At 71.1% G+C, this 25229-nt stretch carries 19 protein-coding genes; 14 read left to right on the plus strand and 5 right to left on the minus strand.

All coding sequences use genetic code 11. The features are described from left to right. Nucleotides 1-57 precede the first annotated feature (57 nt). The 4 genes from ACQP1N_RS25305 to ACQP1N_RS25320 all read left to right on the plus strand — a co-directional run bounded on the left by ACQP1N_RS25305 (nucleotide 58) and on the right by ACQP1N_RS25320 (nucleotide 6492). The gene (locus ACQP1N_RS25305) at nucleotides 58-1335 is read left to right on the plus strand and encodes a hypothetical protein (RefSeq protein ID WP_433227045.1); all 1278 of its coding nucleotides are present in this window, start codon (nucleotides 58-60) and stop codon (nucleotides 1333-1335) included. A gap of 555 nt (nucleotides 1336-1890) precedes the next feature. Further along, a complete protein-coding gene (locus ACQP1N_RS25310) occupies nucleotides 1891-3276 on the plus strand; it encodes an MBL fold metallo-hydrolase (RefSeq protein WP_067792444.1) in 1386 nt (461 codons plus the stop codon). A 70-nt stretch (nucleotides 3277-3346) separates the two neighbouring features. Then, the gene (locus tag ACQP1N_RS25315; RefSeq protein WP_433227047.1) at nucleotides 3347-4552 is read left to right on the plus strand and encodes an FAD-dependent oxidoreductase; all 1206 of its coding nucleotides are present in this window, start codon (nucleotides 3347-3349) and stop codon (nucleotides 4550-4552) included. A 476-nt stretch (nucleotides 4553-5028) separates the two neighbouring features. Further along, nucleotides 5029-6492 (plus strand): MFS transporter, encoded by a 1464-nt coding sequence (locus ACQP1N_RS25320; RefSeq protein WP_433227049.1) that lies wholly within the window; start codon nucleotides 5029-5031, stop codon nucleotides 6490-6492. A gap of 61 nt (nucleotides 6493-6553) precedes the next feature. Here ACQP1N_RS25320 and ACQP1N_RS25325 read toward each other — a convergent pair whose 3' ends face one another. The 4 genes from ACQP1N_RS25325 to ACQP1N_RS25340 are packed head-to-tail and all read right to left on the minus strand — an operon-like array spanning nucleotide 6554 to nucleotide 11061. Next, a complete protein-coding gene (locus tag ACQP1N_RS25325) occupies nucleotides 6554-8014 on the minus strand; it encodes an APC family permease (RefSeq protein WP_067792320.1) in 1461 nt (486 codons plus the stop codon). A gap of 17 nt (nucleotides 8015-8031) precedes the next feature. Next, nucleotides 8032-8850: an alpha/beta fold hydrolase gene (locus ACQP1N_RS25330; RefSeq protein WP_433227051.1), complete on the minus strand. Its 819-nt coding sequence runs from the start codon at nucleotides 8848-8850 to the stop codon at nucleotides 8032-8034. Between the two features lie 34 nt (nucleotides 8851-8884). Continuing rightward, nucleotides 8885-9760, minus strand: coding sequence for a FadR/GntR family transcriptional regulator (locus ACQP1N_RS25335; RefSeq protein WP_067792314.1), 876 nt, complete (start codon nucleotides 9758-9760; stop codon nucleotides 8885-8887). Then, the gene (locus ACQP1N_RS25340; RefSeq protein ID WP_433227054.1) at nucleotides 9757-11061 is read right to left on the minus strand and encodes an ArgE/DapE family deacylase; all 1305 of its coding nucleotides are present in this window, start codon (nucleotides 11059-11061) and stop codon (nucleotides 9757-9759) included. Before ACQP1N_RS25340 ends, ACQP1N_RS25335 begins: the two co-directional genes overlap by 4 nt. A gap of 190 nt (nucleotides 11062-11251) precedes the next feature. On the opposite strand from ACQP1N_RS25340, the gene ACQP1N_RS25345 reads away from it, so the two are divergent. The 10 genes from ACQP1N_RS25345 (at nucleotide 11252) to ACQP1N_RS25390 (ending at nucleotide 22449) form a co-directional block, all read left to right on the plus strand. Next, complete coding sequence (locus ACQP1N_RS25345; RefSeq protein WP_067792308.1) at nucleotides 11252-11458, plus strand: alpha/beta fold hydrolase; 207 nt, start codon at nucleotides 11252-11254, stop codon at nucleotides 11456-11458. 192 nt (nucleotides 11459-11650) lie between these two features. Then, nucleotides 11651-12862 (plus strand): RNA-guided endonuclease InsQ/TnpB family protein, encoded by a 1212-nt coding sequence (locus ACQP1N_RS25350; RefSeq protein ID WP_067792305.1) that lies wholly within the window; start codon nucleotides 11651-11653, stop codon nucleotides 12860-12862. A 29-nt stretch (nucleotides 12863-12891) separates the two neighbouring features. Further along, a complete protein-coding gene (locus ACQP1N_RS25355; protein WP_433227056.1) occupies nucleotides 12892-13401 on the plus strand; it encodes a hypothetical protein in 510 nt (169 codons plus the stop codon). 596 nt (nucleotides 13402-13997) lie between these two features. After that, on the plus strand, nucleotides 13998-14693 hold the full coding sequence (locus ACQP1N_RS25360) for a Crp/Fnr family transcriptional regulator (RefSeq protein WP_433227058.1): 696 nt from the start codon (nucleotides 13998-14000) through the stop codon (nucleotides 14691-14693). Next, nucleotides 14690-15160 (plus strand): hypothetical protein, encoded by a 471-nt coding sequence (locus tag ACQP1N_RS25365; RefSeq protein WP_433227060.1) that lies wholly within the window; start codon nucleotides 14690-14692, stop codon nucleotides 15158-15160. Before ACQP1N_RS25360 ends, ACQP1N_RS25365 begins: the two co-directional genes overlap by 4 nt. 84 nt (nucleotides 15161-15244) lie before the next feature. Next, complete coding sequence (locus ACQP1N_RS25370) at nucleotides 15245-15571, plus strand: cyclic nucleotide-binding domain-containing protein (RefSeq protein WP_433227062.1); 327 nt, start codon at nucleotides 15245-15247, stop codon at nucleotides 15569-15571. Nucleotides 15572-15669: 98 nt separating this feature from the next. After that, nucleotides 15670-15969: a hypothetical protein gene (locus ACQP1N_RS25375; protein WP_433227064.1), complete on the plus strand. Its 300-nt coding sequence runs from the start codon at nucleotides 15670-15672 to the stop codon at nucleotides 15967-15969. Nucleotides 15970-16327: 358 nt separating this feature from the next. Continuing rightward, the gene (locus tag ACQP1N_RS25380; protein WP_433227066.1) at nucleotides 16328-16672 is read left to right on the plus strand and encodes an ArsR/SmtB family transcription factor; all 345 of its coding nucleotides are present in this window, start codon (nucleotides 16328-16330) and stop codon (nucleotides 16670-16672) included. A gap of 2 nt (nucleotides 16673-16674) precedes the next feature. Beyond that, complete coding sequence (locus ACQP1N_RS25385; RefSeq protein WP_433227068.1) at nucleotides 16675-17442, plus strand: methyltransferase domain-containing protein; 768 nt, start codon at nucleotides 16675-16677, stop codon at nucleotides 17440-17442. Nucleotides 17443-17709: 267 nt separating this feature from the next. Further along, nucleotides 17710-22449 carry a hypothetical protein gene (locus ACQP1N_RS25390; RefSeq protein ID WP_433227070.1) on the plus strand — a complete coding sequence of 1580 codons (4740 nt, stop codon included), beginning with the start codon at nucleotides 17710-17712 and terminating at the stop codon, nucleotides 22447-22449. A 55-nt stretch (nucleotides 22450-22504) separates the two neighbouring features. On the opposite strand, the gene ACQP1N_RS25395 is transcribed toward ACQP1N_RS25390, so the two are convergent. Next, the gene (locus tag ACQP1N_RS25395) at nucleotides 22505-25219 is read right to left on the minus strand and encodes a tetratricopeptide repeat protein (protein ID WP_433227072.1); all 2715 of its coding nucleotides are present in this window, start codon (nucleotides 25217-25219) and stop codon (nucleotides 22505-22507) included. Nucleotides 25220-25229: the final 10 nt, after the last annotated feature.

Raw genomic sequence — 25229 nt, forward strand, 5'->3', positions numbered from 1 at the left:
AACGCGCGCCCGCCGCGATCGGCTGCTCGGATTCGCCAGCGATCTTTATGGGGATACATGCTGCAGATCATCGGCTGGGCGGCCATGGCGGCCGGCTTGATCAGCGGCAGCGTCGCCTATACGGCCATACGGAACCCCAACTCCGCGTTGAGGCAAGGCTGGCCGGCAACGGCCATCGAACTGGTGATGATGACCGTTCTGCTGGGCGGCGGACGCTGGTTGGGCCGTCAGGGGCGGCGGAACCGGACGCAGGCCATGGAGCCTCTTGACGCACTCCCCGACAGCGAAAAGATCGTATTGTTCTTGCGCGCGTTCGCCGACGACGATGGGTTCGCGGCCGTTCAGGAAGGTCCGTCGAAAGGTCCATGGGCGGCGACGATGGACACCGAGGAAGAGCAACTGGCTCTCGCCGTGGCCCCGTTCGGCACGATGGTGGCGCTCGGCAAGCCCAGCGACACCCTGCCGCAGGTGGGCGCCAACAGGCACTACGCCTCGGATGAGGACTGGAAAGCCCAGGTGCTGGCCGGTCTGGATCGGGCCGGCCTCATCCTGCTGGCCTGCGGACCTGGGCGAAGCCTCCGTTGGGAGGTGGAGCAGGTGGTCTCCAGGAATCGTCCCGAGGAACTCGTGCTCATCAGCGTTCGCGACACCGAGCAGTACGAGTCGTTCAGGGCCGCGACACGGGACCTTTTCCCCAAGGGCCTGCCTCCCCATCCCGATGATCCGGTCAGTTTCACAGAGCCACCGCACAGTCACATCCAAGCGGCCATCTGGTTCGATGCCGACTGGACACCGCATCTGACCGTTCTCGGCCAGGACGATCCCGAGGTGCACGTGCACAAATTGGTCAAGTACTCCGCCTGGGTCAAGACCGCGTTCCCCCTCGCCATTTGGCCGGTCTACCAGCGAGCCGGCCTCGCCGTGCCAGGACTGCCCGCCGCACCGCGCGCCCGCCCCTGGACGGTCAACGTGAGCGTGGCGTTGACCGCACTGTTTGTGGGATCACTTCAGGCGTCCTTTATTCCCATGGACGGTGATGAGCAGATGACAGGATTGTTGCTCGTCACGCTCCCGTTCACCATGATGCTCTACGGCACATGGCGGGGCGCGTGGGTCGCCGTCCAACTCCTGAAGGGGTTGGGAGGAATTCTTTGTTTTGCATTTCTCCTGATAGCGTCTCTGTCTTTTGATTACGGCCTGCCGAACCCCCTTCTGGCCGTGCCTCTGCTGGCGTTGTGCGCCGGGGTCCTCCTGCTATTCCGCCGAGACGTCGGCGAATGGGTCGCATCCCGAGCCTGGAAGGCATCGCACGATTCGGAAGTGAGCGAGCGGTAGGGGTCCCGCCACGGAAGCCGGTGTGGTCGCCGCGGAGACCGTGGCCCGCGCCGCCGGGACCACCGGCCGGCCCGCACGACCGCAGGCGGACCCCGACTGCCCGGCATCGGCCCTGACCCGGCCTCCTCGGCCGGGGGCGCCGACGATCCAGGGCTCCGGGGAGTATTTGCCAAATCCTCCCTCGTCGCCTACCGTGCCAGACATACCCCCAGGGGTATACCATCGACCCATGAGGACCACAGATCCGCGGCCTGAGGACCGTGGCCCCTGTACCGAGGTAAAGGACCGTCGATGCTGGACACCTCCACGAGCCTGATTCTCGTGAGCCTGCGCGCCCGACTCGGCAGACCCGTCCCTGGAGGGCGCGGCGGGCGGCCCGGTCGGCGTGGGCGGCGGATTCCCGGTCATGCCGACCTCGGCCCTGCTGGGCGGGTCGCCGATGCCGGTCGCCCGCAGCAGGGCGACCACCTTCACCGTCAGGCGGTCCACCGCGTGGGGACCGCCGCTTCCCGACCCCGTACCCCACGAAAGGACACCTGAGCAATGGAGAGCCGCATGTACTTCGCTCAGCACTACCTGGAGTGCCTGTCCCAGGCTTCCTATCTGATCGGCGACAAGCAGACCGGACGCGCCGTCATCGTCGACCCGCGCCGGGACATCTCCGAATACCTCGACGACGCCGCGGCCAACGGCCTGCGGATCGAAGGCGTCATCAACACCCACTTCCACGCCGACTTCCTCTCCGGCCACCTGGAACTGGCCGCCCGCACCGGGGCGTGGATCGGCTACGGCGCGCGGGCCGAGGCCGAGTTCCCGATTCGGGAGCTGCACGATCGCGAGCGCATCAGCCTCGGCGACGTCACCCTGGAGATCCTGGAGACCCCGGGCCACACCCCCGAGTCGATCAGCGTCCTCCTCTTCGAGCACTCCGACGACACCGTGCCCTACGGCGTCCTGACGGGGGACGCCCTGTTCATCGGCGACGTCGGCCGCCCGGACCTGCTGGCCTCCATCGGCGTCACCGCCGACGAACTCGGCAAGATGCTCTACGACACCGTCCAGCACAAGCTGATGGCCCTGCCGGACCAGACCCGGGTCTTCCCCGCGCACGGAGCCGGCTCGGCCTGCGGCAAGAACCTCTCGACCGAACTGCAGTCCACCATCGGCGCGCAGCGGCTGAGCAACTACGCCTGCCTCCCCATGAGCGAGCAGGAATTCGTCGACATCGTCACCGAGGGCCAGCCCCCGGCCCCGAAGTACTTCGTCTACGACGCGCTCCTCAACCGCAGGGAGCGGGAGCTGCTGCAGATCGAGACGCACCTGACGAAGCTGTCCCTCACCGACGTCCTCGCGCGCCGCGACACCGGTGCGGTCGTCGTCGACGCCCGCGACCCGCAGGAGTTCGCCGCCGGCCACCTCACCGGTTCGATCAACATCCCCGCCGACGGCCGGTTCGCCGAGCAGGCCGGCATGGTCATCGAGCCCGGGCAGGAGATCATCGTGGTCGCCCCCGAGGGGCGCGAGGAGGAGTCCATCGTCCGCCTCGCCCGGATCGGCCTGGACACGGCCGCCGGCTACCTGGCCGACCCCGAGGACGCCTTCACCCAGGCACCCGAGCAGATCTCCCAGGCCGAGCGGATCACCTTCACCGACCTGCGCGAGGAGCTCGACGGCGCCGAGCCGCCGCTGCTGATCGACGTCCGCAACGCCGGCGAGCTGGCGAACGGCAAGATCGAGGGGGCGGTCAACATCCCGCTGGCCCAGCTGCCCGGGCGGCTGGACGAGGTCCCGGCCGACCGGCGGGTCGTCGTCCACTGCGCCGGCGGCGCCCGCTCTTCGGTCGCCGCGAGCCTGCTGCGCCGAGCCGGCCGCACCGAGGTCGCCGACCTGCTCGGCGGCTACAACGCCTGGGCCGCGGCCTACGCCCCGGCCGAAGCCTGATCCAGCCCGGCGCGCCCTGCATGGGACCTATCCCAGGCAGGGCGCGCCCCTACTTCGGGGGAAGTAATCCATGTCCACCACCTCGAACCACCACCATGTTCTGATCATCGGCGGGGGCACCGCCGGGATCACCGTCGCCGCCAGGCTGCGCCGCAAGGGCGTCAGCGGCATCACGATCCTGGACCCCTCCGACACCCACTGGTACCAGCCGCTGTGGACCCTGGCCGGCGGCGGCCAGGCAACCGTCGAGCTCTCCCGCAGGTCCGAGCGGTCCGTCATCCCGCCCGGCGTGGAGTGGATCCGCGACGCCGCGACCGCCGTCGACCCCGACGCCCGGACGATCACCACCGCGAGCGGCACCGAACTCCGCTACGAGCACCTGGTGCTGGCCCCCGGTCTCCAGCTCGACTGGGCCGCCGTCCCCGGCCTCGCCGAATCGGTCGGCCGCGACGGCGTATCCAGCAACTACTCCCCGGAGTACGCCCCGAAGACCTGGGATTTCATCCGGAACCTCAGGTCCGGCACGGCCGTGTTCACCCACCCCGCCGGCCCGATCAAGTGCGGCGGCGCCCCGCAGAAGATCGCCTATCTGGCCGCCGACTACTGGCGGCGGGAGGGCAGGCTGAACGACATCCGCATCGTCCTCGCCCTTGCCGAGCCGACGATGTTCAAGGTCGAGACCTACGCCCGCGAACTGGAGAAGGTCGCCGCCCGATACGGCATCGAGACCCGCCTCCAGACGGAACTCCTGTCCCTCGACCCCGAGCGCCGCGAACTGACACTCGCCGACCACATCACGGGCGGCAAGGAAACGATCTCCTATGACCTTCTCCACGCCACCCCGCCGCAAAGCGCCCCGGACTGGGTGAAAACGAGCTCCCTCGCCGACCCGGCCAGCCCCCACGGCTACGTCGAGGTCGACCGCCACGCCCTCGTCCACCCGCGTTACCCGAACATCCACGCCCTCGGCGACGTCGCCAACCTGCCGACGTCCAAGACAGGCGCGGCCGTCCGCAAACAGGCCCCCGTCGTCGTCAGGAACCTCATCGCCGGCATGGCGGGCCACTCCCCCACCGGTGGCTACGACGGCTACACCTCCTGCCCGCTCGTCACGGCACGCGACAAGATGCTCCTCGCCGAATTCGACTACGACCTCGCTCTCGCTCCTTCCATCCCCTTCATCAACCTGAAGAAGGAGCGTCGCGACATGTGGTACCTCAAACGTTACGGACTGCCCGCCCTCTACTGGCACGGCATGCTCAGGGGCCGCGCCTGACCGGCGGCTCAACAGCGGCACCAAGGTCGTGGACGGGTGAGCGGGCCGGCGTACCGACATCGCCTTGGCCGGTACGCCGGCCCGCCGGCCGTCCGGCGTCAGAGACGCCACGCCGCACCATCGCAGGCCACCAGTGGCGGCACCACCGTCACAACCGCACAGGCGCCGCCGTGCGGGAGCCCGCCGATCCAAGCATCGCGGTGCCCCGCCTGCCAGCCGCCGGCTGCGGCGCGCACCGGTCCTCACAGTGAGGGCGCTTACCCGTACGGGGTATAGCCGCACCTCGCGTCGCAGCATGTGCAGGTAGCAGCCGCCCTCCTCCCCCGGTCGCGGCTACTCCGGATGGCCCACGCCAAAGCAGACTCCACCGCGACACCCGCCCCTGGCGCATCGCGTCGATGCCGAGGGCTTGGCAATTGATACCCCCTAGGGGTACATTCCTCGGCAGTCGATACCCCCCAGGGGTAGGAGTGATCATGTCTGTTTCGTCCGCGGCACCCGCCGCCCGCCGCTGGTGGGCGCTGGCGCTGATAGCCCTGGCGCAGTTCATGGTGATCATGGACACCTCGATCATCGGGGTGGCGCTTCCCCGGATCCAGGAAGACCTCGGGTTCTCCCAGGGGGACCTGTCCTGGGTCTTCAACGCCTATGTCGTCGCCTTCGGCGGTCTGCTGCTGCTCGGCGGCCGCCTGTCCGACCTGTTCGGCGCCCGCCGGCTGTTCGGCGCCGGCTGGCTCATCCTGCTGGTGGGCTCGGCCGTGGCCGGAGCCGCCGGAAACGTGGCGGTCGAGCTGACCGGCCGCGCTGTGCAAGGGGTGGGCGCGGCGCTCATCGCGCCCTCGGCCCTGACCCTGCTGATGATGCTGTTCGGCGCCAACCCGCGCGAACTCACCAGGGCCCTGGCCCTCTACGGGGCGGCGGCCCCCGCCGGAGGCACCGCGGGCGTCTTCCTGGGCGGCGTCATCACCGAGTACGTGTCCTGGCCGTGGATCTTCTACCTCAACATCCCGATCGCCGTCCTGGCGCTGGTCGCCGCGCCGGTGCTGATGCCCGCCGGCGGCGCCGGGGCACGCGGCTCCGTGGACGTGCTGGGCGCGCTGACCGTCACCCTCGGCCTGGGCGGCGTGGTCTACGCGATCGTCCGCGCCCCGGAGGTCGGCTGGGCCTCGGCCCGGACGTGGGGAGTGATGGCCGCCGGTCTGATGCTGCTGGCGGTGTTCCTGGGGTTCCAGGCGGCCCGCCGTGAACCGCTGATGCCGCTGTCGATCTTCCGTACGCCCAACCTGGGCGCGGCCAACCTCGCCCAGTTGCTGCTGGGCGGCGCGTGGATCCCGATGTGGTTCTTCCTGAACCTGTACTTGCAGCAGGTGCTGGGCTACAGCGCCTTCCCCTCGGGTGCGGCGCTGCTGCCGATGACCGTGCTGATCATGATCGGGATGGTCGCCCTGGCCCCGCGCGCCATCGGCCGGTTCGGCCCCAAGGCGATGACCGTGGCCGGACTGGTGGTGCTGGCGGCGGGCATGGGCTGGCTGTCGTTCGTCCGGCCCGACGGGAACTTCCAGGTCGACGTCCTGCCCGCCTCGCTGGTGGCGGCGCTGGGCATGTCACTGGCCTTCATCCCCTCCCTGGGGACGGCCATCTCCTCCGCCCGTCCCGAGGAGGGCGGCCTGGCCTCCGGCATCGTCAACACCAGCTACCAGGTCGGTTCGGCGCTGGGCCTGGCCGCGATGACCGCCATCGCCGCAGTACAGGGCGCCGACGAGCCGGGGAATCTGCCCGCGCTCACCGACGGCTTCTCCGCCGCCTTCCTCGGCGCCGGCCTCATCGCCCTGGCCGGTGCGGTGCTGGCCGCCGTCACCCTGCGGTCCGCCCGCCCCGGGTCCGGCCCGGCGGCCCCGTCCGGCCTCCCGGCCGAACACGGCTCCAAGGCAGGGCGTTGATCAATCACGGCACCGGAGGATCGCAACGATCCTCCGGTGCCGTGCCGGCGGGCCGGCCGGGTCAGTCGATGACCGCGGCCGGTTTCTCGTCGGGCTCCTCTCCACTGAGGAGGGCGGCCGCCCGAGCCATGACGTGGGGCTTGCGGCTGCGCAGCACCCACATGTAGACGAACCCGGCGAGAATCAGCAGGACCGTCAGTACGGGCAGGTAGCTGTAGGGCGCGGCCTGACCCGGCTGGAAGTCGCCCCAGAAGGGGATGATCAGCACCAGGGCTCCGACGATCGGCGAGATCAGCCGGGAGAAGACGTGTCCGTGTTCCCCGGCACGGCGGTCCTTGAACCACTCGACGGCCAGCGCGACGTTGGTCACCACGTACATCAGCAGGAAGCCGATGGTGCCGTAGGTGCCGAGGAAGCCGGCCGCCGTGCCCGGGTCGGTGAACAGCGTGGACAGCGCGCCGATCGCCACGCTCGGCACCACGAAGCCGACGACCGCCACCCAGGGCGTGCCGAACTTCGGGTGCAGCCGGGACAGGCCGCCCCACCACAGGCCCCCGCGCGCGCCGGCCGCGATGACCCGGGAGGTCTCCAGGTTGGCGGCGATGTAGGAGCTGGTGATGCTGGACATGAACACCCAGCTGACGGCGACCGCCACGAAGGGGACGAAGGCGTGGCCCGCGGTCACGAACGGGTTGGGGTCCTTGGTCATCGTGTCCATGTGGTCCACGCCGAACGCGAGCACCAGGGCGTAGGAGCCGAGGACGTAGATGAGCCCGCTGATCGCGACGTTGGCGAGCAGGGCGATCGGCACGTTGCGGCGAGGGTTCGCGGTCTCCTCGGCGAACGGTGCCGCGGCCTCGAAGCCGCCGTAGGCGAGCACGGTGAGGGACAGCGCCAGCGCGAGGCTCTTGGGATCGGCGACTCCGTGCAGGGTGAGGGGAAGGAGGCTGAGGCCGTCCTTGCCGCCCTGGACCAGGACGCCGATCACGAAGATGGCCAGCACCACGATCTCCACCACGTAGAGGGCGATGGTGGTGCGCATGCCGAACGAGAGACCGAGGATGGCCGGAAGGAGCACCAGGACGCCGTACACGATGGTGATCAGTGCGGTGGCCCCGGTGAAGTGGACGTCACCGAGCAGGTTCTGGCGTATGTAGTCGCCGACGAAGGCGTAGATGCCGCCGAAGGCGATGATGTAGCCGAGCATCGCCACCACGCCCGTCACCACACCGACCGGGGCGCCCAGGGCCCTGGTGATGAAGGTCACGAATGATCCGGAACTCGGGTACTTGTGGGAGAACTGTGCGAAGCTGTTGGCCGTGGCGCCGATCCCGAACATGGCGATGAGGTAGACCAGGGGGGTCGAGACGCCGACCAGGCCGGCCACGAGGACCGTGCTGAAGAGGATGTTGAAGAAGGGCCCGACCTGGGCGAGGCCGGGCATCATCACGCCCAGAAGGCCGAGTTTTCCGAGCGCGGTCCCATTGCTCCCGTTGTCACCGGGGGTGCTGTGCTGCGGCAACGTGGTGCTCCTTGCTTTCAGCCGGCCGGTGAGGTGGCGCGGCGGTGTCTGGCCCAGAATTCGAGAAGAGTCGTGTTGAAGTGGTCGGGGTGCTCCCAGAGGCAGGCGTGTCCGCCTCGGGTGGTGGCCCACTCCGCGTCCGGGATGGCCTGGTGCAGCCTGCGGGAGAGCCTGACCGGGATGAGGATGTCCTCCTCACCGGCCTGGACCAGGGTGGGGACGGTGATCTGGGACAGCCGGTCGGTGGTGTCGTGCTCGCGGATGACGTTGAGCTGGGACAGGTATGCCTCCACCGGCCAGGGCATGGCGGCCATCTCGTCCTCGAAGGCCGCGAGATCGGCGCCGCGGGTCTCGAAGAAGTCCTGGGTGAAGGCCCAGAGCGTCACCTCGCGCATGATGAAGGGGACGCCCTGGGTGGGCGCCAGCTCGGCCCAGACCGTGAACAGCCGGGAGCAGAACGGGCCCGGGGCGGCGTAGGTGCAGGACAGCACCAGGGAACGCAGGTCGCTCCCGTAGTTGATGGCGTACTCCTGGGAGATCATGCCTCCCATGGAGGTGCCCATGAGGTGGAAGTCGGTGATGCCGAGATGGTCCACCAGCGCCTTGGCGTCGTCGGCGAGCATCCGGCTGGTGTAGGGGCCTTCCGGCTTGCCGGTCTCCCCCACACCGCGGTTGTCGAAGCGCAGGACGCGGTAACCGGCCTCAAGGAAGGCGGGCACCTGGTAGTCCCAGGTGTTCAGGTCGTCGGCCAGGCCGTTGACGAGGACGATCGTCTCCGGGCCATCGCCTTCGAGCCGGTAATTGATCTGGATGTCGTTGACCGCCGCGATGGGCACGAGGCTTCCTCTCTCTGTGGGGATCGACTGGTTGTCAGTCGTGGTCGGGGGCGGGCGGGGTGGTCTCTCCTTCCGGGGCCTGCCCGTCCTCACGGATCCGCGCGACCAGGTCGCGCAGGGTGGATTCGGTGGTCAGGGTGAAGTGTCCGGCGGCGATGGCCCCGGCCTCCCCGTCCCGCCCGCCGATGATCGCCTCGGCCAGCGAGGCGTGCTGGTGCAGCGCCGTCCGGCGCAGTTCCCGGCTGTACGGTTCGCTCCGGAAACCGAGGTTGACCACATGCCGTAGCCGCTGGCTCAGCTTGACCAGGTACACGTTGTGGGTGGCGCGTACCACGGCCAGGTGGAACGCCTCGTCGGCGGCCCGGGACGCCTCCCGGTCGTCGTCGGCGGCACGGTACGCCTCCAGCGCGTCCTGGATGGCGGTGACGTCGTCGTCGGTGCGGCGGCGGGCCGCCATGCCGGCGATCATCTCCTCGGTGCAGGCCCGGCAGTCCAGTACCTGCTCCATCGCCTTCCAGGTCGGCAGCAGCGTCCTGCGGATCTTCTCGGCGGAGTTCGGGCCCCAGGACGTGGTGACGAAGACGCCCCCGGTACGTCCCCGCCGGACCGTCACATAGCCCTCGGCGCCGAGCCGCTGGATCGCCTCCCGCACCGAGGAGCGGCTGACCTCCAGCATGGCGGCCAGATCCCGTTCGCTCGGCAGCCGCTGCCCCGGCACGAAACCGCCCAGCGCGATCGCGGTGACCAGCCGGTCGGCGATCAGCTCCCCGGCGGACGGCATCTGCAGCGGCTGGAACAGCGGGTGCAGATCCGGCGATTCGTCTTCGGCGAATATCTCGGCGAACAGGTCGGGGGTGCCGGTGGGCATGGCGGGGGCGGTGTCCTCACCGGCGGGAGGGTGGTCGGTCACAGAATCTCCTCGTACTCGGGGGCAGGAGAACCGGATTCGGCCAGCAGTGCGGGGATCACCCGGGCGAGGGTGCGTGCTCCGGTCACGATGCTCGCGAGTTCCACGGCCTCGTCGACTCCGTGCATGTTGCGCACCCTCGGGCCGTAGCACAGCGCGGGGCGGGCGAACTGGTTGAGGTAGAACCGCGCATCGGTGGTGGAGCCCACCACGTAGGTCCCCGGGGTGGCGCCGTGGGCGTCCCGGTGCGCCGCCGCCACCGCCTCGACCAGCGGGTGGTCCGGGTCCAGGGCGTAGCCCTCCGCGCGGAAACCGGAGGCGCGCACCGCCGGGGGATGCACCGCGAGCACGGGGTCGGCCGCCGCCTCCCGGGCGATCGCCTCCCGGACCTCGCGCTCGGCGCGGGCCGGTGACCAGGACCGGGGAAAGCCGATCCGGACCGAGGCCCGCGCCCGGGCGGGCACGCTGGAGGTCCAGTCGCCCGAGGACATCCGGCCGATGTTCACGTTGTAGGGGTGGTCGATCCCGGCGAACACCGGGTCGCAGTGCTCGTTGAGCGTGCGCTCGAAACCGCGCAACCGCTCCAGGACCCGGTTGAGGAGGAGCACGGGATTGCTGGAGCGGTCGGCTCGCTCGGCGTGGCCGCCGCCCGAGGTCACCTCGATGTCGACCCACAGCACGCCGCTGCCGCCCAGCAGGATGTCCAGGTTGGTGGGCTCCATCAGCAGGACGTTGTCGCCGAGGATGCCGGCCCGGCCGGCGGCGAGGGTGCCGTGGCCGGTGCATTCCTCCTCGACCACGCTCAGGAACCCCAGCGGGCGCGCGAGGTCGACACCGGCCGCCCGCAGTCCGCGCAGGGCCAGGACCGCCATGGCGAAACCGCACTTCATGTCGGCCGCGCCGCGTCCGTAGAGCCACCCGTCGCGCCGGGTGGGGACGAACGGCGGGGAGGACCACAGTTCCCCGTCCTCGGCGGGCACCACGTCGATGTGCCCGTTCAGCAGGAGCCCGGGGGTGTCGGTGCCGCCCCCGAGCGTGCCGTAGACGTCGTATCGGTCCCGGTAGGGCAGTTGGGGGATGCCCGCCAGCGGGTCGTCCGCGATCGCCTCCGGGATCTCCACCCGCCGCACCTCGAAGCCGAGGCCGGTGAGTTCTTCCGCGATCACGGTCTGCGCCGCCGCCTCCCGCCCCAGGGTGCTCGGCGCGGCGACCAGTCGCTCAAGGAAGACGAACGCCTCCTCCGCCTGCTCGGCGATGGCGTCGTCGATCCGCGCCGTGTCCTGGCCGGAGAGCACACCCGTCATGGGCTCACCCTTCCTAAATGGTCTAAAGCTCGGCCCATTAATCCATTGACACCCGAGGGGTGTCAAGGAGTCGGACCGCACGAATTCACGGTGATCTCCCAGGTAGCGGCGGGCCGGGTCCCGGATCGCCCACCGTTCGGGAGGGCTCACCCGTCCGTCCCGATGAGTTTTCGGCGCGGAGGAGGTCGACATGGTCATGACTACGCACCTACTCGAGACTCCCGGGGCCGACCTCGCCTACGACGTCCACGGTCCGCTGCCGACCGCCGATGGACGCCCGCCGCTGGTCATGATCGGCCAGCCCATGGACGCCGGCGGCTTCGGCACGTTGGCGTCGCACTTCCCCGACCGCACCGTGGTCACCTATGACCCGCGCGGCCTCGGCCGCAGCACCTGACTAAAGGCTCGGGCGCGGGCATGGCGGCCTTCATCTGGATGCCTCCGTGGATGCCCCGGTCTTCAGGCCGGGGAGGAAACGGACTTCTGCGGAGCAGGGCGGGGAAAGCGGGATCGCCGCCAGGGCGATCCGGTGTCTGCCGGCCACCGGCCGGCGCCTGCTGCTCACAGGGGAACGGATAGGATGTGAGGCATGGCGCGGCAGGTCAAGCGGGCGTTCAAGTACCGCTTTTACCCCACGGACGAGCAGGCGGCGGAGCTGTCGCGCACGTTCGGCTGCGTGCGCCTGGTCTACAACAAGGCGCTGGAGGAACGAACGCGGGCCTGGTACGGCCAGCGGCGCCGGATCTCCTACGTGCAGTCGTCGGCCGCGCTCACCGAGTGGAAGAAGACCGAGGAGCTGGCCTTTTTGGCCGAGGTGTCCTCTGTCCCGCTTCAGCAGGCGCTTCGTCACCTGCAGACGGCGTTTGCGAACTTCTTCGCCGAGCGCGCGAAATACCCGCGCTTTAAGTCCAAGAAGAGGTCTCGCGCATCGGCCGAGTACACCCGCAGCGCCTTCACCTGGCGCGACGGGCGGCTCACGCTGGCCAAGACGACCGGGCCCCTGGACATCCGCTGGTCGCGTCCTCTTCCAGAAGGTGCCGAGCCCACGACGGTGACGGTGTCCTGCGACAGCGCGGGCCGCTGGTTCGTCTCGATCCTGGTCCAGGACATCGTCACTCCGGCTCCCGCCACGGAGGCGGCGGTCGGCCTGGACGTCGGGATCACCTGCCTGGTGACCCTGTCCACCGGGGAGAAGATCACCAACCCCCGGCACGAGCGCCGTGACCGCGAGCGCCTGGCCAGGGCGCAGCGGGACCTGGCGCGCAAGGCCGAAGGGTCGGCCAACCGGGGCAGGGCCCGCCGCAGGGTGGCGCGGATCCACGCCCGCATCACCGACCGGCGCCGCGATTTTCTGCACAAGCTGTCGACTCGGCTCGTCCACGAGAACCAAGTGGTCGTGATCGAGGACCTGAACGTCGCGGGCATGGTCAAAAACCACTCGCTGGCCCGCGCGATCTCGGATGCGGCGTGGCGGGACCTGCGGACGATGCTGGAGTACAAGGCCGCCTGGTACGGCCGCGAGCTGGTCGTGATCGACCGGTGGTTCCCCTCCACCAAGACCTGCTCGAACTGCTGGACCGTCACCGAGCAGTTGCCCCTCAACGTGAGGGTATGGACCTGCGGCGGGTGCGGGGCCCGGCATGACCGGGACGTCAACGCCGCGAAGAATGTTCTGGCCGCCGGGCTGGCGGTGTCGGCCTGTGGAGCCGGTGTCAGACCTCAACGGGAGTCCTCCCGGACGGGGCGGTCGGCAACGAAGCAGGAAACCCAGCGGGTGACCGCTGGAATCCCCCGCCTTTAGGCGGGGGAGGAAGTCAACATGATGACCTCGTGGCGCGGCGCGGCGAATTCACCGGCGGCTACTTCGCCCGGCCCGCACCGGATCCCGCCATGTTCGGGATGCCGACCGACGACGACGGCACCCGGGACGACCCGCTTCTGTCCGACCGGTCCTGGGCGGTCAGCGGCTACCGGCCCGACGTCGCCGCGCTCACCGCGGCACGGACGCGGGTCGTGATCGCGGTGGGCGAAGAGTCCCTGGACGTCTTCACCGGACGCACCTCGGTGGCGACGGCCGCGCTGCTCGGCCGGCGGCCGACGATCTTCCCGAGCCACCACGGCGGCTTCCGGGGGGGGCGAGCACGGCTATGCCGGGCAGCCCGAAGCCTTCGCGCGCAAGCTGCGCGAAGTCCTCGACGACGCCGGCTGACGGTCGCCCTCGTCACACGGTGTTCAGCCGGCTCCCCAGCACCCGGCCCCGGCGACCCGACGGCCACGAGCAATCGTGGACAGCCGTCATCGGTGGCCGAGAACATCCGTCTGCCCGCGGCCAGCGGATAGGTAACCATCACCGCACCAACGCTCATCGGCCGCACCGACCGATAAATCACGGCGCAGCAGGTCGAGTACCGCCGAAGTCGACGGGTGGGTCCGGTAGTGCACCGGCGCCGCGGCTGGTGCCAGCCGACGATGCCACCAGCAGAACCCCGAACGCGGAACCTTCAGGATCCGGCACAGCCGCTTGACGCCGAAGGCGCGGGCGTGGTCCTCGACGAAGTACAAGCGGCTCACCAGCGCGTCTCTTTCGCGAGATACGCGGCCGCCTTGCGCGGGATCTTCCGCTCTTGCTTCGGCCCGGCAACCTCTCTGCGCAGCCACGCCGGCTCGGCGTCCTCCCTGCCCTATCAGGTCGAGTTCGTCTGGTCGTGGTCAGCGCCGGGTGTCGGCAGCCACGTTATGAGAAGCCCTGCCCGAAGAGGGCGGCCCGGTCCTTCACTGCGGGCGGGCAGGGACACCCGTGAGAGGCAGTTAGGACCTGCAGCAGGAGCGCCAGGACTACCTTGCAAGCAGAGGCTATCCCGAAAGATCTAGCCCCTAAGACATATTCTTGTGGGTAGCTCTTGCGCTTCCCTAGTGGTAATTATACCTTCTGGAACATGGCAGCAGAGCGGTACAAGCCTGGGGAGCCCATCTTCACCGAGGAGCAACTGGCCATCTTGAAGAAGGAGGGCCAGATCCTCCAGCGTCCTCCCAAACACCTGTTCTTCAAGGAGGGCGAATGGACCAACTTCGTGCTTGTGCCTCTCAAGGGGCATCTGAAAGTGACGAAGGGCGCGCCCGAACGGCTCATCGGGATCCGCAACGGCCTCCAGCCCGTCGGCGAGTCCTCAGCACGGTACGGCTCGCCGCGTTCGGCGAACGTCCTGTCCATCCGCGACGTCGAGGTCCTGCATCTATCAGCCAACCAGTGGAACAACTTCGTCGACGACAACCCTCGGGTCCTCGACGCCTTGAACTACATGCTGACCAGGCGCTTGGGCGAAGCCGATGAGCGGCTGGCTCATACGGAACTCGCCGCCGAGCCGCGCCTGGCCCTGGCGCTTCAGGAACTCATCGAGAGCGGACTGGGCGATCACACTGACGCCGGCGTGCTGCTGGAACTCGACCATGAAGAGCTTTCGCAGGTCTCCGGCCTGTCGGTGGAGTCAGTGAAGAAGATCATGAAGATCTTCCGAGACGGCAACCTTGTTCGCACTGGGCGCCGCCGGGTCATCGTCCAGGACGTCCCGTTTCTCCGCAAGATCGCTACAGGCGATCGGACCGCCTCCGCTCGAAGGGCGACGGCAGAGTGACCCATTACAGAGGCTCGCCTAGCGGACTGCTGGAGCATCCGCTGATCAGGCGGCTCACCGCCATGCACCTTGACCCCAACGACTATGTCATCTTCGGCAGTGGGCCGCTCTTGGCCCACGGTCTACGCCATAGCGTCAGCGATCTGGATGTCGTGGCCCGGAACCGAGGCTGGGACCGTGTTCACGACCTTGGGCATCACGGACGAGGACGCTACAGCGGCCACATGATCGTCTCGTTGTGGGGCGGACGGCTCCAGTTCTCCCAGCAGTGGATCCCCGGGGCCCGCCAAGCCGATGAACTCATTGACGACGCCGACATTTTCGCCGGCCTGCGGTTTGCCCGATTGCAGGATGTGCTGGCCTACAAGATGCGCCTGCGCCGCCCGAAAGATCTTTTGGATCTCCCCACACTGCTGGGACGGCTGCAAGAGGAGGCCAGCTATGGCACGTATGCCAGCAGCCAATGATCAACTTCTTGTTGATCTCCCTGATTCCTCACACATGTTCTCCAGGACCGAACGCGCCGACCTGCTGAAACGAGCACGGCGAAGGTGCTGGCCAGCTCGGACGCCGCTGTTCCGGCAGGGCGAAGAAGACACCACGGTAATGATCGTTCTCTCAGGGAAGTAGAGGTCGGCTCGGGTGACGATGACCAACTCACACACGTCCGGGGTCCTGGCTCCCTGCTGGGAGCAGCTTCAGCAATCGGACGCAAACCTCGCTCGGCCACCGCCAACGCGATAACGTCTGCGCAAGTGGCCGTGCTGCCCGCGGAGGAGTTCGAGAGGTTCCTGCTGAGCCAGCGCAGTGACATCGCATTCCGGCTCTTACGGATCTTCTGTGAACGATCCACCCATGCAGATCCGCAGCCGTTGTAGCCCACAACCGCCGAGGCGGCCTCTTGTGGTCAGCAAGAGGCCGCCGTAACGGCTACCCTCACCCATCCCATGCGACAGAATGTCTGAGAGTCCCGCCCATGAGCGTACAACGAACGCCCAGCGAAGACACTCGCCCTAATGGTGACGTGGCCGTGAACCCGCCACCAGACCAGGAGCAACGCACTGCCGCTGCCGACCAGAAGCCGATCGAGCCACAGCGGCCTGGCGTGTTCATTCCGATGCGTGTGCTGCTGCACACAACAGTGATCATCATCGCCGTCTTGGTGGCCGGGCTCGTCGCTTTCATCCCCGGCAGTGGCGCCCCGATAGGTGCGGGCATCGCCGTGGCGGCGCTCCTCTACACGATGCGAAGCCCCTGGAGACGCGACCACCCCTAGGAACGCTCTAAATGCCTTGGTGTGAGGATCTTGGGAGAAGGAGCCCGGCGGGGTCCCTCGGCCATGATCAGGGCGTGATCGGTGGGAGCGTCCAGCCGGTGTGGCGGTGAGTCCGAGGCTGGTCAGGGTGCGGAGGCCGAGGATGGCGGCGCAGTGGTGGAGCCGGCGTTCGGGCCCGCCTGCCACCTGACCTGCCTCAGTCGCGGCGGCCCGGTCGGCCCCAAGGCGAGCGTGGTCGTGTGCCGGGGCGGGCCGGCCCCGTCCGCTCCGGCACGCAACACCGTTCTCGCGCCGCCGACATTTCGGTACCCCCGCGTTCTTCCGTCCGGCCCTATTCATCGTTTATCGTCGATGGACGATGAATGGGGAGAAGGGTCCGCTCGACCGGGCCACCGCCGCCGAGTACGCGTCCTGGTTCAAGGCACTGGCCGACGCCACCCGCATCCAGATCGTCTCCCTGCTGGCCCGGCAGGGCCGGCCCATGACGGTCGGAGAGATCGTGGAAGAGGTCGAGGTCGGCCAGTCCACCGTCTCGGCGCACCTGAAGGTGCTGGCCGAGGTCGGCTTCGTGCTGGCCGAACCACGCGGCACCGCCAACCTCTACCGGATCAACGCCACCTGCGTGTCCTGCTTCCCGACCGCCGCCGACGTCGTCATGGGCCGCCCCGCGCCGGCCGCCCCCACCCGCCCGGAGGAGTCCTGACCATGACCGGCACCGCTGACCTGCCCGAAAACCTCCACCCGCGGCGCGAAGCGGTCATCGACCGCTACTCCGGCCTGGCCCGCCTCGCCCAGCGGGGCGGCACCCCCGTCGACTGTGACGGCGACGAATCCGACGGCTGCTTCGGCGCCGCCGCCTACACCGGCGGCGACCGAGCACCCGCGGGCGCACTGCGGGCCAGCCTCGGCTGCGGCAACCCGCTCGCCGTCGCCGACCTGCGCGACGGCGAGACCGTGCTCGACCTGGGTTCCGGCGGCGGGCTGGACGTCCTGCTGTCGGCCCGCCGTGTCGGGCCCACCGGGACGGCCTACGGCCTGGACGCCAGCGAGGACATGGTCGTCCTCGCCCGCGCCCACGCCGCCCAAGCCGGGGTGACGAACGCGGAGTTCCTGGCCGGCCACATCGAGGACATCCCCCTGCCGGACGAGGCCGTGGACGTGGTGATCTCCAACTGCGTCATCAACCTGTCCCTCGACAAGGCCCGCGTCCTGGCCGAAGCCTGCCGCGTCCTGCGCCCCGGCGGACGGCTGGGCATCAGCGACGTCATCGCCGACGACGGCTTGGACCCCGCCCAGCGCGCCGAAGCCGAGAAGCGCGTCGGCTGCACCAACGGCACCCTCACCGCAGCCGAATACCGCCACCTGCTGCTCACCGCCGGATTCACCGACCCCGCCGTCACCCCCGCCGCGGACGCTGGCGGAGGTCTGCACTCGGCCATCGTCCAGGCCGTCAAACCCCACCCGAGGTCATGACAGGGGCCAACGCGCTCCTCACCGAGGGGAGCGCGTGGCGATCATGGTCACTCGCGGGCGGCGGACGCGGCATCCCGGGAAACCGGGATGCTGACCGTTTCCGGTCGCGGCGGTTCCGGGGCCGAATCGGGGGGGACGCGTCTGCATAGCATTCCGGAACATGCCGGCCCGCCGGGGCGGCCGGGACGCCTGCCCGTCCCGTCGTGTCCGGAGCCGGGCCGGATACCCGCCAAGTCCCTGGAACACCATCGCCGGAAGGGGTTCGTCATGACGGTGGTCGAAGGGGACTGGGAAGAGGCGCGGGAGGCGCTCGAAGACATCGCGTCGGTACCGGGCGAACGGCAGTGGGCCGAGGCACCGGACCACATCACCATCGGCGAGCCGCTCGCCGGCGGCAGGCACGGCGCCGATGTCTTCGAGATCACCGCAAAGTGGGGCACGCTGGTCCAGCGGTACGTCGTCAAACTCGGCCCGCTGGAGGAGATGCGGACGGAGTGGCGGGCGTTTCGCGATCATCTCCGTTTCGAGAACGCCCTGTGCGCCCCGATCGTGAACGCCTCGCCCGCGGTGCGTGATGCCGAAGCCCCGGCCGACCCCGGCCGGCGCGAGGCCGTCGTGTACGGGCACGCCGGGGATTTCGCCGCGACCCCCGGCAGGCCGCTCAGGTCGCTGGAGAAGCTGGCCGTGGACGCCTGCCGGGAAGGCGGGGAGGCGGCGGACCTTCTTCTCAAGCTCATCGCCGACTTCGGTGAGAAGGCGCAGAGCGTTCTGTACGGGCAGGCCGACCGTTACGAGGAGCGTTCATCCCTGCGCCCGCTGGCGGGGACGCTGGGCGACTGGCTCACCCTTCGGGTCGACGGCATGGACGGTCCGCGCCTCGTCGCGGGCACGCCCACCGACGAGGAGCTCGCGGACCTGCGCCCGACGAGCGATGACCTCATGCGGGCACTGCTCACACCGGACGAGGCGTCCCCCCGCGAGTTCGTCTACCTGGGCTCGGTGCCCGTGCGGCGGGACGGGACGGCGCTGCGGGCCCGCCGGGGGCACCTCAACGTGCGGATCGAATCGCGCGACGGGGTGCCGGACCTGCGCGGGCTCGACCCATCGCGGGAGCACCAGATCCACGGCCGGATCGTCGGCCGGTTCGCCTCGTCCCGCCTGGAGCTGATCCGCAGGCGGCTCCCGGGCGCCGCCGTGGAGGACGACCAGATCACCGTGGCCGGCGAGCGCACCTTCCTCCCGTTCGCCCGGCTGGCGGCGATGCTGACGGCCGAGGCGCCGAACCGGCCGCGGACGCTGGCGCACGGCGACCTCAATCCGCGCAACATCATGGTGTCCGGCGACCAGCCGTGCCTCATCGACTACGCCAAGACCGCCAGGGACCTGCCGCTCGCGGCCGACCACACGTGGCTGGAGCTGATGCTGCTGCGCGACGTGCTCGGCGAACGCCTGGGCTTCGGCGACCTGCTCACGCTCCAGCGGCTGCTCGCGCTGGCGGGCCGGGCCGCCGGCGCCGTGGCGGGCGTGGAGAAGGTGATGCTCGGCGTCCTCTCCCGGACGGCGCCCGGCCTCGCGTTCCCCTTCCGGATGCTCTGGGCGGTGCGCGTCCAGTCGATGCGGAGCTACCGGTGGGACGACGGCCCGCAATGGTGGCACGACTACCTCGTGCACATGGTGATCTCCGCCAACCGGACCTTGAAATGGGCGGACGAGGCCCACGGGCGCGGGGCGGTCGCCGCCTCGGTGGCCGCCGCCGGCGCCGCCACCGAGGAGTGGCACCGGGACGCCCCGTACCGGTTCTGGCCGGAGTCCCTTCTCCGCGAGGCCGCCGTCCGGCTGCTGGAGAGCGCGGATCACGGGCGGCCGCCGGCGGTGGAGGTGGTGGCCGGCCTCGTCGCGGAGTCCGATCGGCGCGGCCGCCGCGATGCCGGGCTGGAGCGGCTGGCCTCGGGGTTCGCTCAGGGCGTCGCCAGGACGGCGTTCCGCGGGCCGGCGGAGACGATCGCCGCCCAGGCGCGGGAGAGGACGTACTTTCCGCTGGAGACGGTGACCGGGGCCGGGTCTTCGCCGGTCTGGGCGTTGCCCATGCTGGCGCGCGTCCCGCACGTGGTGCTGCTGGGCGGGCCCGGCAGCGGCAAGACCACCGTCCTTGACGAACGCCGCCTTCAGCTCGCCCAGGCCATCGCGAAGCGCGAACCAGGGCCGGTCCGGGTTCCGCTCATGGTGCGGGCCCGTGACGCCGTCGATGACGAGGACCGGCTCCGGGACGCGTGGTGCCGGGACAAGATGCTGCCCGGGGAGTGGGCCGGCCATCTCCCGGCGCTGCTGCGGCTCGGCGTCCTCTGTGTCCTCGTGTACGGCTTGGAGGAGCTGCCCGGCCAGGAGCACCGGGAGGAGATGCTGAGCTGGATGCGGGGGCTGGCGGCCGGCACGCCGCGTGCCGCCGTCGTCGGGACGGCGCGTCCCCGCGACCTCTCCGGCAGGCCGGACGGCCTGCCGGGATTCGAGGTGCACACCCTGCTGCCTCCGGACCCGTCCCGGTTCCGGAGCCACCTCGCCGGGGTCCTGCACCGCCGTGGCGTGTCCGATCCCCATGACCTCGCCGAGAGCCTGACCAGCCGGATCGACGGCGAGGAGCCCGGGTCCGCGCGGACGCTGCTGCGCCTGCTCTCCATGGTCCACCTCGTCGACGCGGCCCGGCTGCCGTCCCGGCTCACGGAGGCGGGACTCACCGACCTCGTCGGCGATTACCTGCGGGACAAGGCCGGAGGGAGGCGCCGCACACCGCCGGGCCACCCCTACCCCGACAAGGAGACCGTGCTCGGCATGCTCGCGGGCGAGTCGATCGAGCGCGGGGGCCATCCGCTGCCCGACGAGGACCTGCCCGCCGTGCTCGGCGCCGCCGATTCCGGGATCGTGCCCGAGCTTCTGGAGGACGGTTTGCTCGGCTGGGACGACAACGGCCTGGTCTTCGCCTCGCGGCTGGTGCGCGACTACTGCGCGGCGCGCCGGCTGAACACGCACCCGCGGGCCGCGTCCCGGCCGCTCGCCCCCCTGGTGTCCGACAGCGCGTGGCATGGGGCGTGCCGGATGCTCCTGGCCATGCCGGACGCCGACGCGGATCTCGCGGAGGCGTTGCTGAAGGCCGCCCTGGACTTCGATCTGGGCCTGGGCGCGGACTTCCTCGCGGCGGCCCGTCGCGTCCCGGCGGACGCCGCCGCCCGGTTCGCCGCCCAGGCGCGGGAGCTGCTCACCGGGCCCGGGATGCCGGACCATGTGCGGCAGGGCGCGGTGGCGGCCCTGGCCGGATACGGCGGAGCGCTGGCCCGCGACCTGTTCGGGGAGGTCGCCCGCGATTCCGGCGCGGTGCCCGAGGCCCGCATCACCGCCCTGTCCGCCCTGGCTCGGATGGAGGCCGGCCGCGGCGACCTGCGGGAAGCCGCCCGCGCGATCCTCGCCCGTGACGACGACGCCCGGGTGCAGGCGGCGGCCCTGGAGTCGGCGGGACGGGCCGGGCTCACCGGCCTGCTCCCCCGCATCGCGGAGCTGATCGGCCCGGCACGCCCGTGGCCGGTGACCAGGGCGGGCATGGAGGCGTTCCGGCTCCTGCGCGCCGATCCGACCGAGGCGCTGAGCGCGCGGTGGACGGCGGCCTGCGCCGACCGGCTGGCCGGGAGCTGGGACGATCTCACGGCCGCCGCGACGGCCGCCGTCCAGGACGGGCTGATGGAGGAGCGTCGCCGGCTCGTCGCGGAACTGGCCGAGGCGGGGCGCGGGGATCTGCTGCTGGGCCACCGCTTCCGGATCGACATCGCCGGCGCGGTCGCCGACCGGCTGGACGAGACCACCGCGGCCATGCCGTCCGAGGCCCGGGACGTCCTGACCGGCCCGTACGGCACCTCCGAGCTGCTGGAACGGTTCGCGCGGGGACGGGAGCCGGTGGCGGCCGCCGCCGCCCACCGGCTGCTGCGGACCGAACCGGCGGCGGCCGAGGCGCTGGTGGCGGCGGTGCCCGCGGCCGCACCCGCCTACCGGCTGCTGGCCGCCGCCGCGGCGGTCGTCGAGCCCGCGCACGTCTCCACGGCCACGCTCGACGGGGCGGCCGCGCTGGCGTCCTCCACCGCGCTGCACACCGCCGGCCGGGTGGAGGCGCTGTCGGCGCTCGTGGACGCCGTCTTCGCCGTCGACCGTGCCCGGGGCGTGCGGCTCGCGCTGCGGGCCGGCCGCGCGCTCGCACGCGACGACGTGCCCGAACGCCGGTGCTGGCCGTGGTCGGACGTGTTCGGCCGGGCGAAGGGGACACCGGCCGACCTGGAACGGCTGCTGCTCGAAGACGGTGAAGGCCCGGCGCTGGCGGTGTTCGGGTTGAGCGCGACCTCCTTCGTGCTGGACGCGTCGCCGGGCCCCGGGCACCGGATGGGCCGGGAGGCCCGAAAGCGGTTCCTGGCGGCGCGGCCCGCCCCCGACTCCCCGGACGCCGGCCCCTATGTGCTGGCCGCCGCGTCAGCGGGTGCCGGTGAGGCGCTGCCCTTCGCCCACACCCTGCTGCGGCGTCCCGGCTTCGGGCTCACCGAGTTCGCCTTCACCGCGGGCAGGCTCGGCCGGATCACCGAGACCGATCTCGGGGGCACGCTGGCCGCCGCCGGATACCTCGGGCGGCTCGCCGCGCGTCGCGGGGACCGGGCGTCCGCCGGGGAGACGGCGGCGCTGCTGCGCGGCTCCGACGTGCCGGACCCGCATCCGAGCGTGCGGCTCGGACGGCTGGCGGGGCTGGCCTACCTGGGCGAATGGCGGCCGGTCCTGGACGCCTACGCCGCCGCCGGCGGCGGCGACCCGCGGCTGCACGCCATCGCCGAGCACGCCCTCACGCTATGGCGCTCCGATCCGGGCGCGGTCGCGGCCGGGATCTCCGAGCGGCTTTCGGGGGCCGGGCTCTCGGCCGATGTCCGGTTCACGCTGAAGCGGTGGCGGCGGTCGTGCCTGGCCGAGGCCCGAAGAACGTCGTAACACGGCCGGAGGACGCCGGATGCGGGGGCCGGCGCTGGCCGAGGCCGGACGGTCTTCACCCGGCGGGGCGGGCGAGGGCGTTCTCCCGCCGCATGCGGTCGGCGGCGCGTTCGTAGCGGTCGGCGAGGTCGTGGTGGCCGCCGGCGCGCAGCCGGTCGGCCACCATCCGGCCGTCGAGGGTGGCCGACAGCCGGAGCGCGCGGCCCCCGTCCAGGGCGGCGACCGCGTCGCGCAGGGCGCCCAGCCGGACCCGCGCGTACGCCTCGGCGGCGTTGAGGTCCTCCCCCTGTTTCAGCCAGGCGTCCCCGTGGTCGTGTGCGCGTTGCGCGACGAACAGGGCCCGCCGCGCCCGGTCGGCGAGGCGGAAGGCGTCGGCGGCCGGCTGCCACAGCCGGTGCTCCAGCGCCCAGGTGCCCAGTGCGCGGGCCGCCTCCAGCCGGAGGACGGCGGCCCCCTCGCTCGCCTCCACCGCGTTCCGCAGGGCGCGCAGAACCGCGGCCCGGTCGCCGCCGGGGAAGCGGTCGTGGCGTTCGGCGAGCGCCTCCGCGTAGTCGAGCAGCAGGCCGGGCCTGATCGGCTGCGCCGGGCGCGTCCGGCGCAGCGCGGACCGGAGCAGCTCCACCGACCGGCCGAACTCCGCCCGGTCGCCGCCCGCGCGGGCGCGCAGCCGGAGCGCGGCGGCGAGGCTGCCGAGCAGGGAGGTCCGCTCGGGGGCGGACGGGCCGAGCATCGCGAGGCCCCGTTCGTAGAGGTCGATGACCCGGTCGAGGTCGGCCGGGCGGGTGTCGCGCTCGTAGCGGAGCAGGAGCGCCGCCGCGAGCGTGCTCATCAGGCCGGGCCGGTCGGGTGCCTGCTCCGGGGAGGCCGCGACCGCCCGTTCGTGGACGTCGACCGCCTCGTCCAGGGCGGCGTGGTCGTCGCGGTAGAGGTACCTGTCCTGGAGGGCGAGGCCCAGGTTGCTGAGGAGTTTCGGGTAGCCGAGCACGGTGGGGAGTTCCGCATTCGCCGCCTCACGGTGCCGCTCGATCGCGGCGTCCAGATCATCGAAACTCCCGTCCAGGACGAACCGGTCGTGGATCGCGGCCGCGGCGTTCGACATCAGGTGCGGCGCATGGTCCCGGTGGTCCAGGTCCACGGCCCTGCCCGCGAGCGCGACGGCCTCCTCGTGGGCGGCCGGGTCCCCGTCGTGCTCGTACCGTTCCATCAGGAACACCGCCAGGTGGGTGAGCTGGTCGGACGCGATCTCCTGGTCCTGCCCGGCGGCGACCTCGACCACCTCCCGCATCAGGCCGATCGCACGGTCGAGGTCGCGGCGCCGCCCGTCCCGCCGGTAGCGCATGTGCAGGAGCTGGGCCAGCCGGGTGACCCGCGAACTCCACGGCATCGAGCGCGGGTGGACCCCGGCGAGGCCCCGGCGCGCGGCGGCGATCGCGGCGGCGAGGTCGGCGGGCCGGCCGAGCATCTGGTAGCGCATGGACAGGGCGCGGGCCAGCGACGCCTCGATCCCCGTGCGGTGGCCGGGCGGCAGCGTCCGCCGGGCGAGCCGGCCGAGCCACTCGATCGCGCGGTCGATGTCGGCCGGGTCCCCGAGCACCTGGAAACGGGACAGCAGCACCTGGGCGAGGTTGGCGATCAGTGCGGGGGCCCTGGCGCCCCGCTCGTCCACCACCTCGCCGAGGACCCGGACCGCCTCGTGCAGGTCCGCGGGGTCGCGGTGCACCTCCCAGCGCTCCTCCAGCGCGTCGGAGAGGTGGTTGGCGTACACCGCGGCGTCGTTCGCGCCCGCCCCCTCGCGCACCGCCGTCCGGCCCAGCTCGATCGCGATGTCGAGATCGTCCTCCGCGCGGTCGCCGGACTCGGCGCGGGTGACGTGGCCGAGCGCCAGCCGGTCGAGGAACGCCGGCCGGTACGGCGACCCGGCGGGCAGCGCGTCCAGCGCGTCGCGCCAGCACCGCAGCGCCCGGTCGAGATCGCGCGGATCACCGTGGTATTCGTACCGGACCTGCAGCGCGGTCCCCAGGTTGACCAGGTGGCACGCCGCGTCCGGGCCGTGCGGGACGGTCCGGGCCGCCTCGTCGGCGAGCGCGACGGCGCGCTCGATGTCCGCCGGGTCCTCGTCCTCGGTGAAGCGGTCCTGGAGGGTCGTGCCCAGCTCGGTCAGGATCATCGGCCGGGGAAGGGCGCCGGGGGCGAGGAGGCCGAGTGCGTCCTCGTAGCCGCGGATGGCCCGGTCGAGCATCGGCCGCCCGCCGCCCAGCAGGTAGATCTCCTGTTCGCAGGCGGCGAGCAGCGCGAGGCAGGCCGCCCGGACGAACGGGTCGCCGGCGGTTCCCGAAGCCGTGCGCGCGATGCGTTCGGCGTCGGAGAGGTCGTCTTCGGAGCCGGTGAGCCGGTAGCGCTCAAGGTGCGCGCGGCCCAGGTCGAGGGCCTGCCATTCCCCGGTCTGCCAGAGGAATCCCTGGCCGGAGACCTCCGGTGGTTCCGTCGCGATGGCCCTGTCGAGATGCGTGACGTCGCCGTCGCGTGCCGTCCGCCGCAGCGCCGCGGCGACCCCGAGCCGGCCGGCGCCGGCGCGGACGACCTCGTCCAGGTCCCGGTCGTCCCCGTGGCGGTCATAGCGCAGGAGCAGCAGCCACAGCCGGAACTCGGCGGCGTACGGTTCGCCGCCGAGTTCGCCCTCGACCAGGGCCCGGGCGCGTTCGAGGGCGTGCTCGTCGCCGCGCTCCTGGTAGGCGCGCTCGGCCGCCCGCAGTTCCGCCACCGCGTCCATGACCACTCCC

Source organism: Actinomadura formosensis (assembly GCF_050948385.1).
In the GTDB taxonomy this organism is placed as follows: domain Bacteria; phylum Actinomycetota; class Actinomycetes; order Streptosporangiales; family Streptosporangiaceae; genus Spirillospora; species Spirillospora formosensis.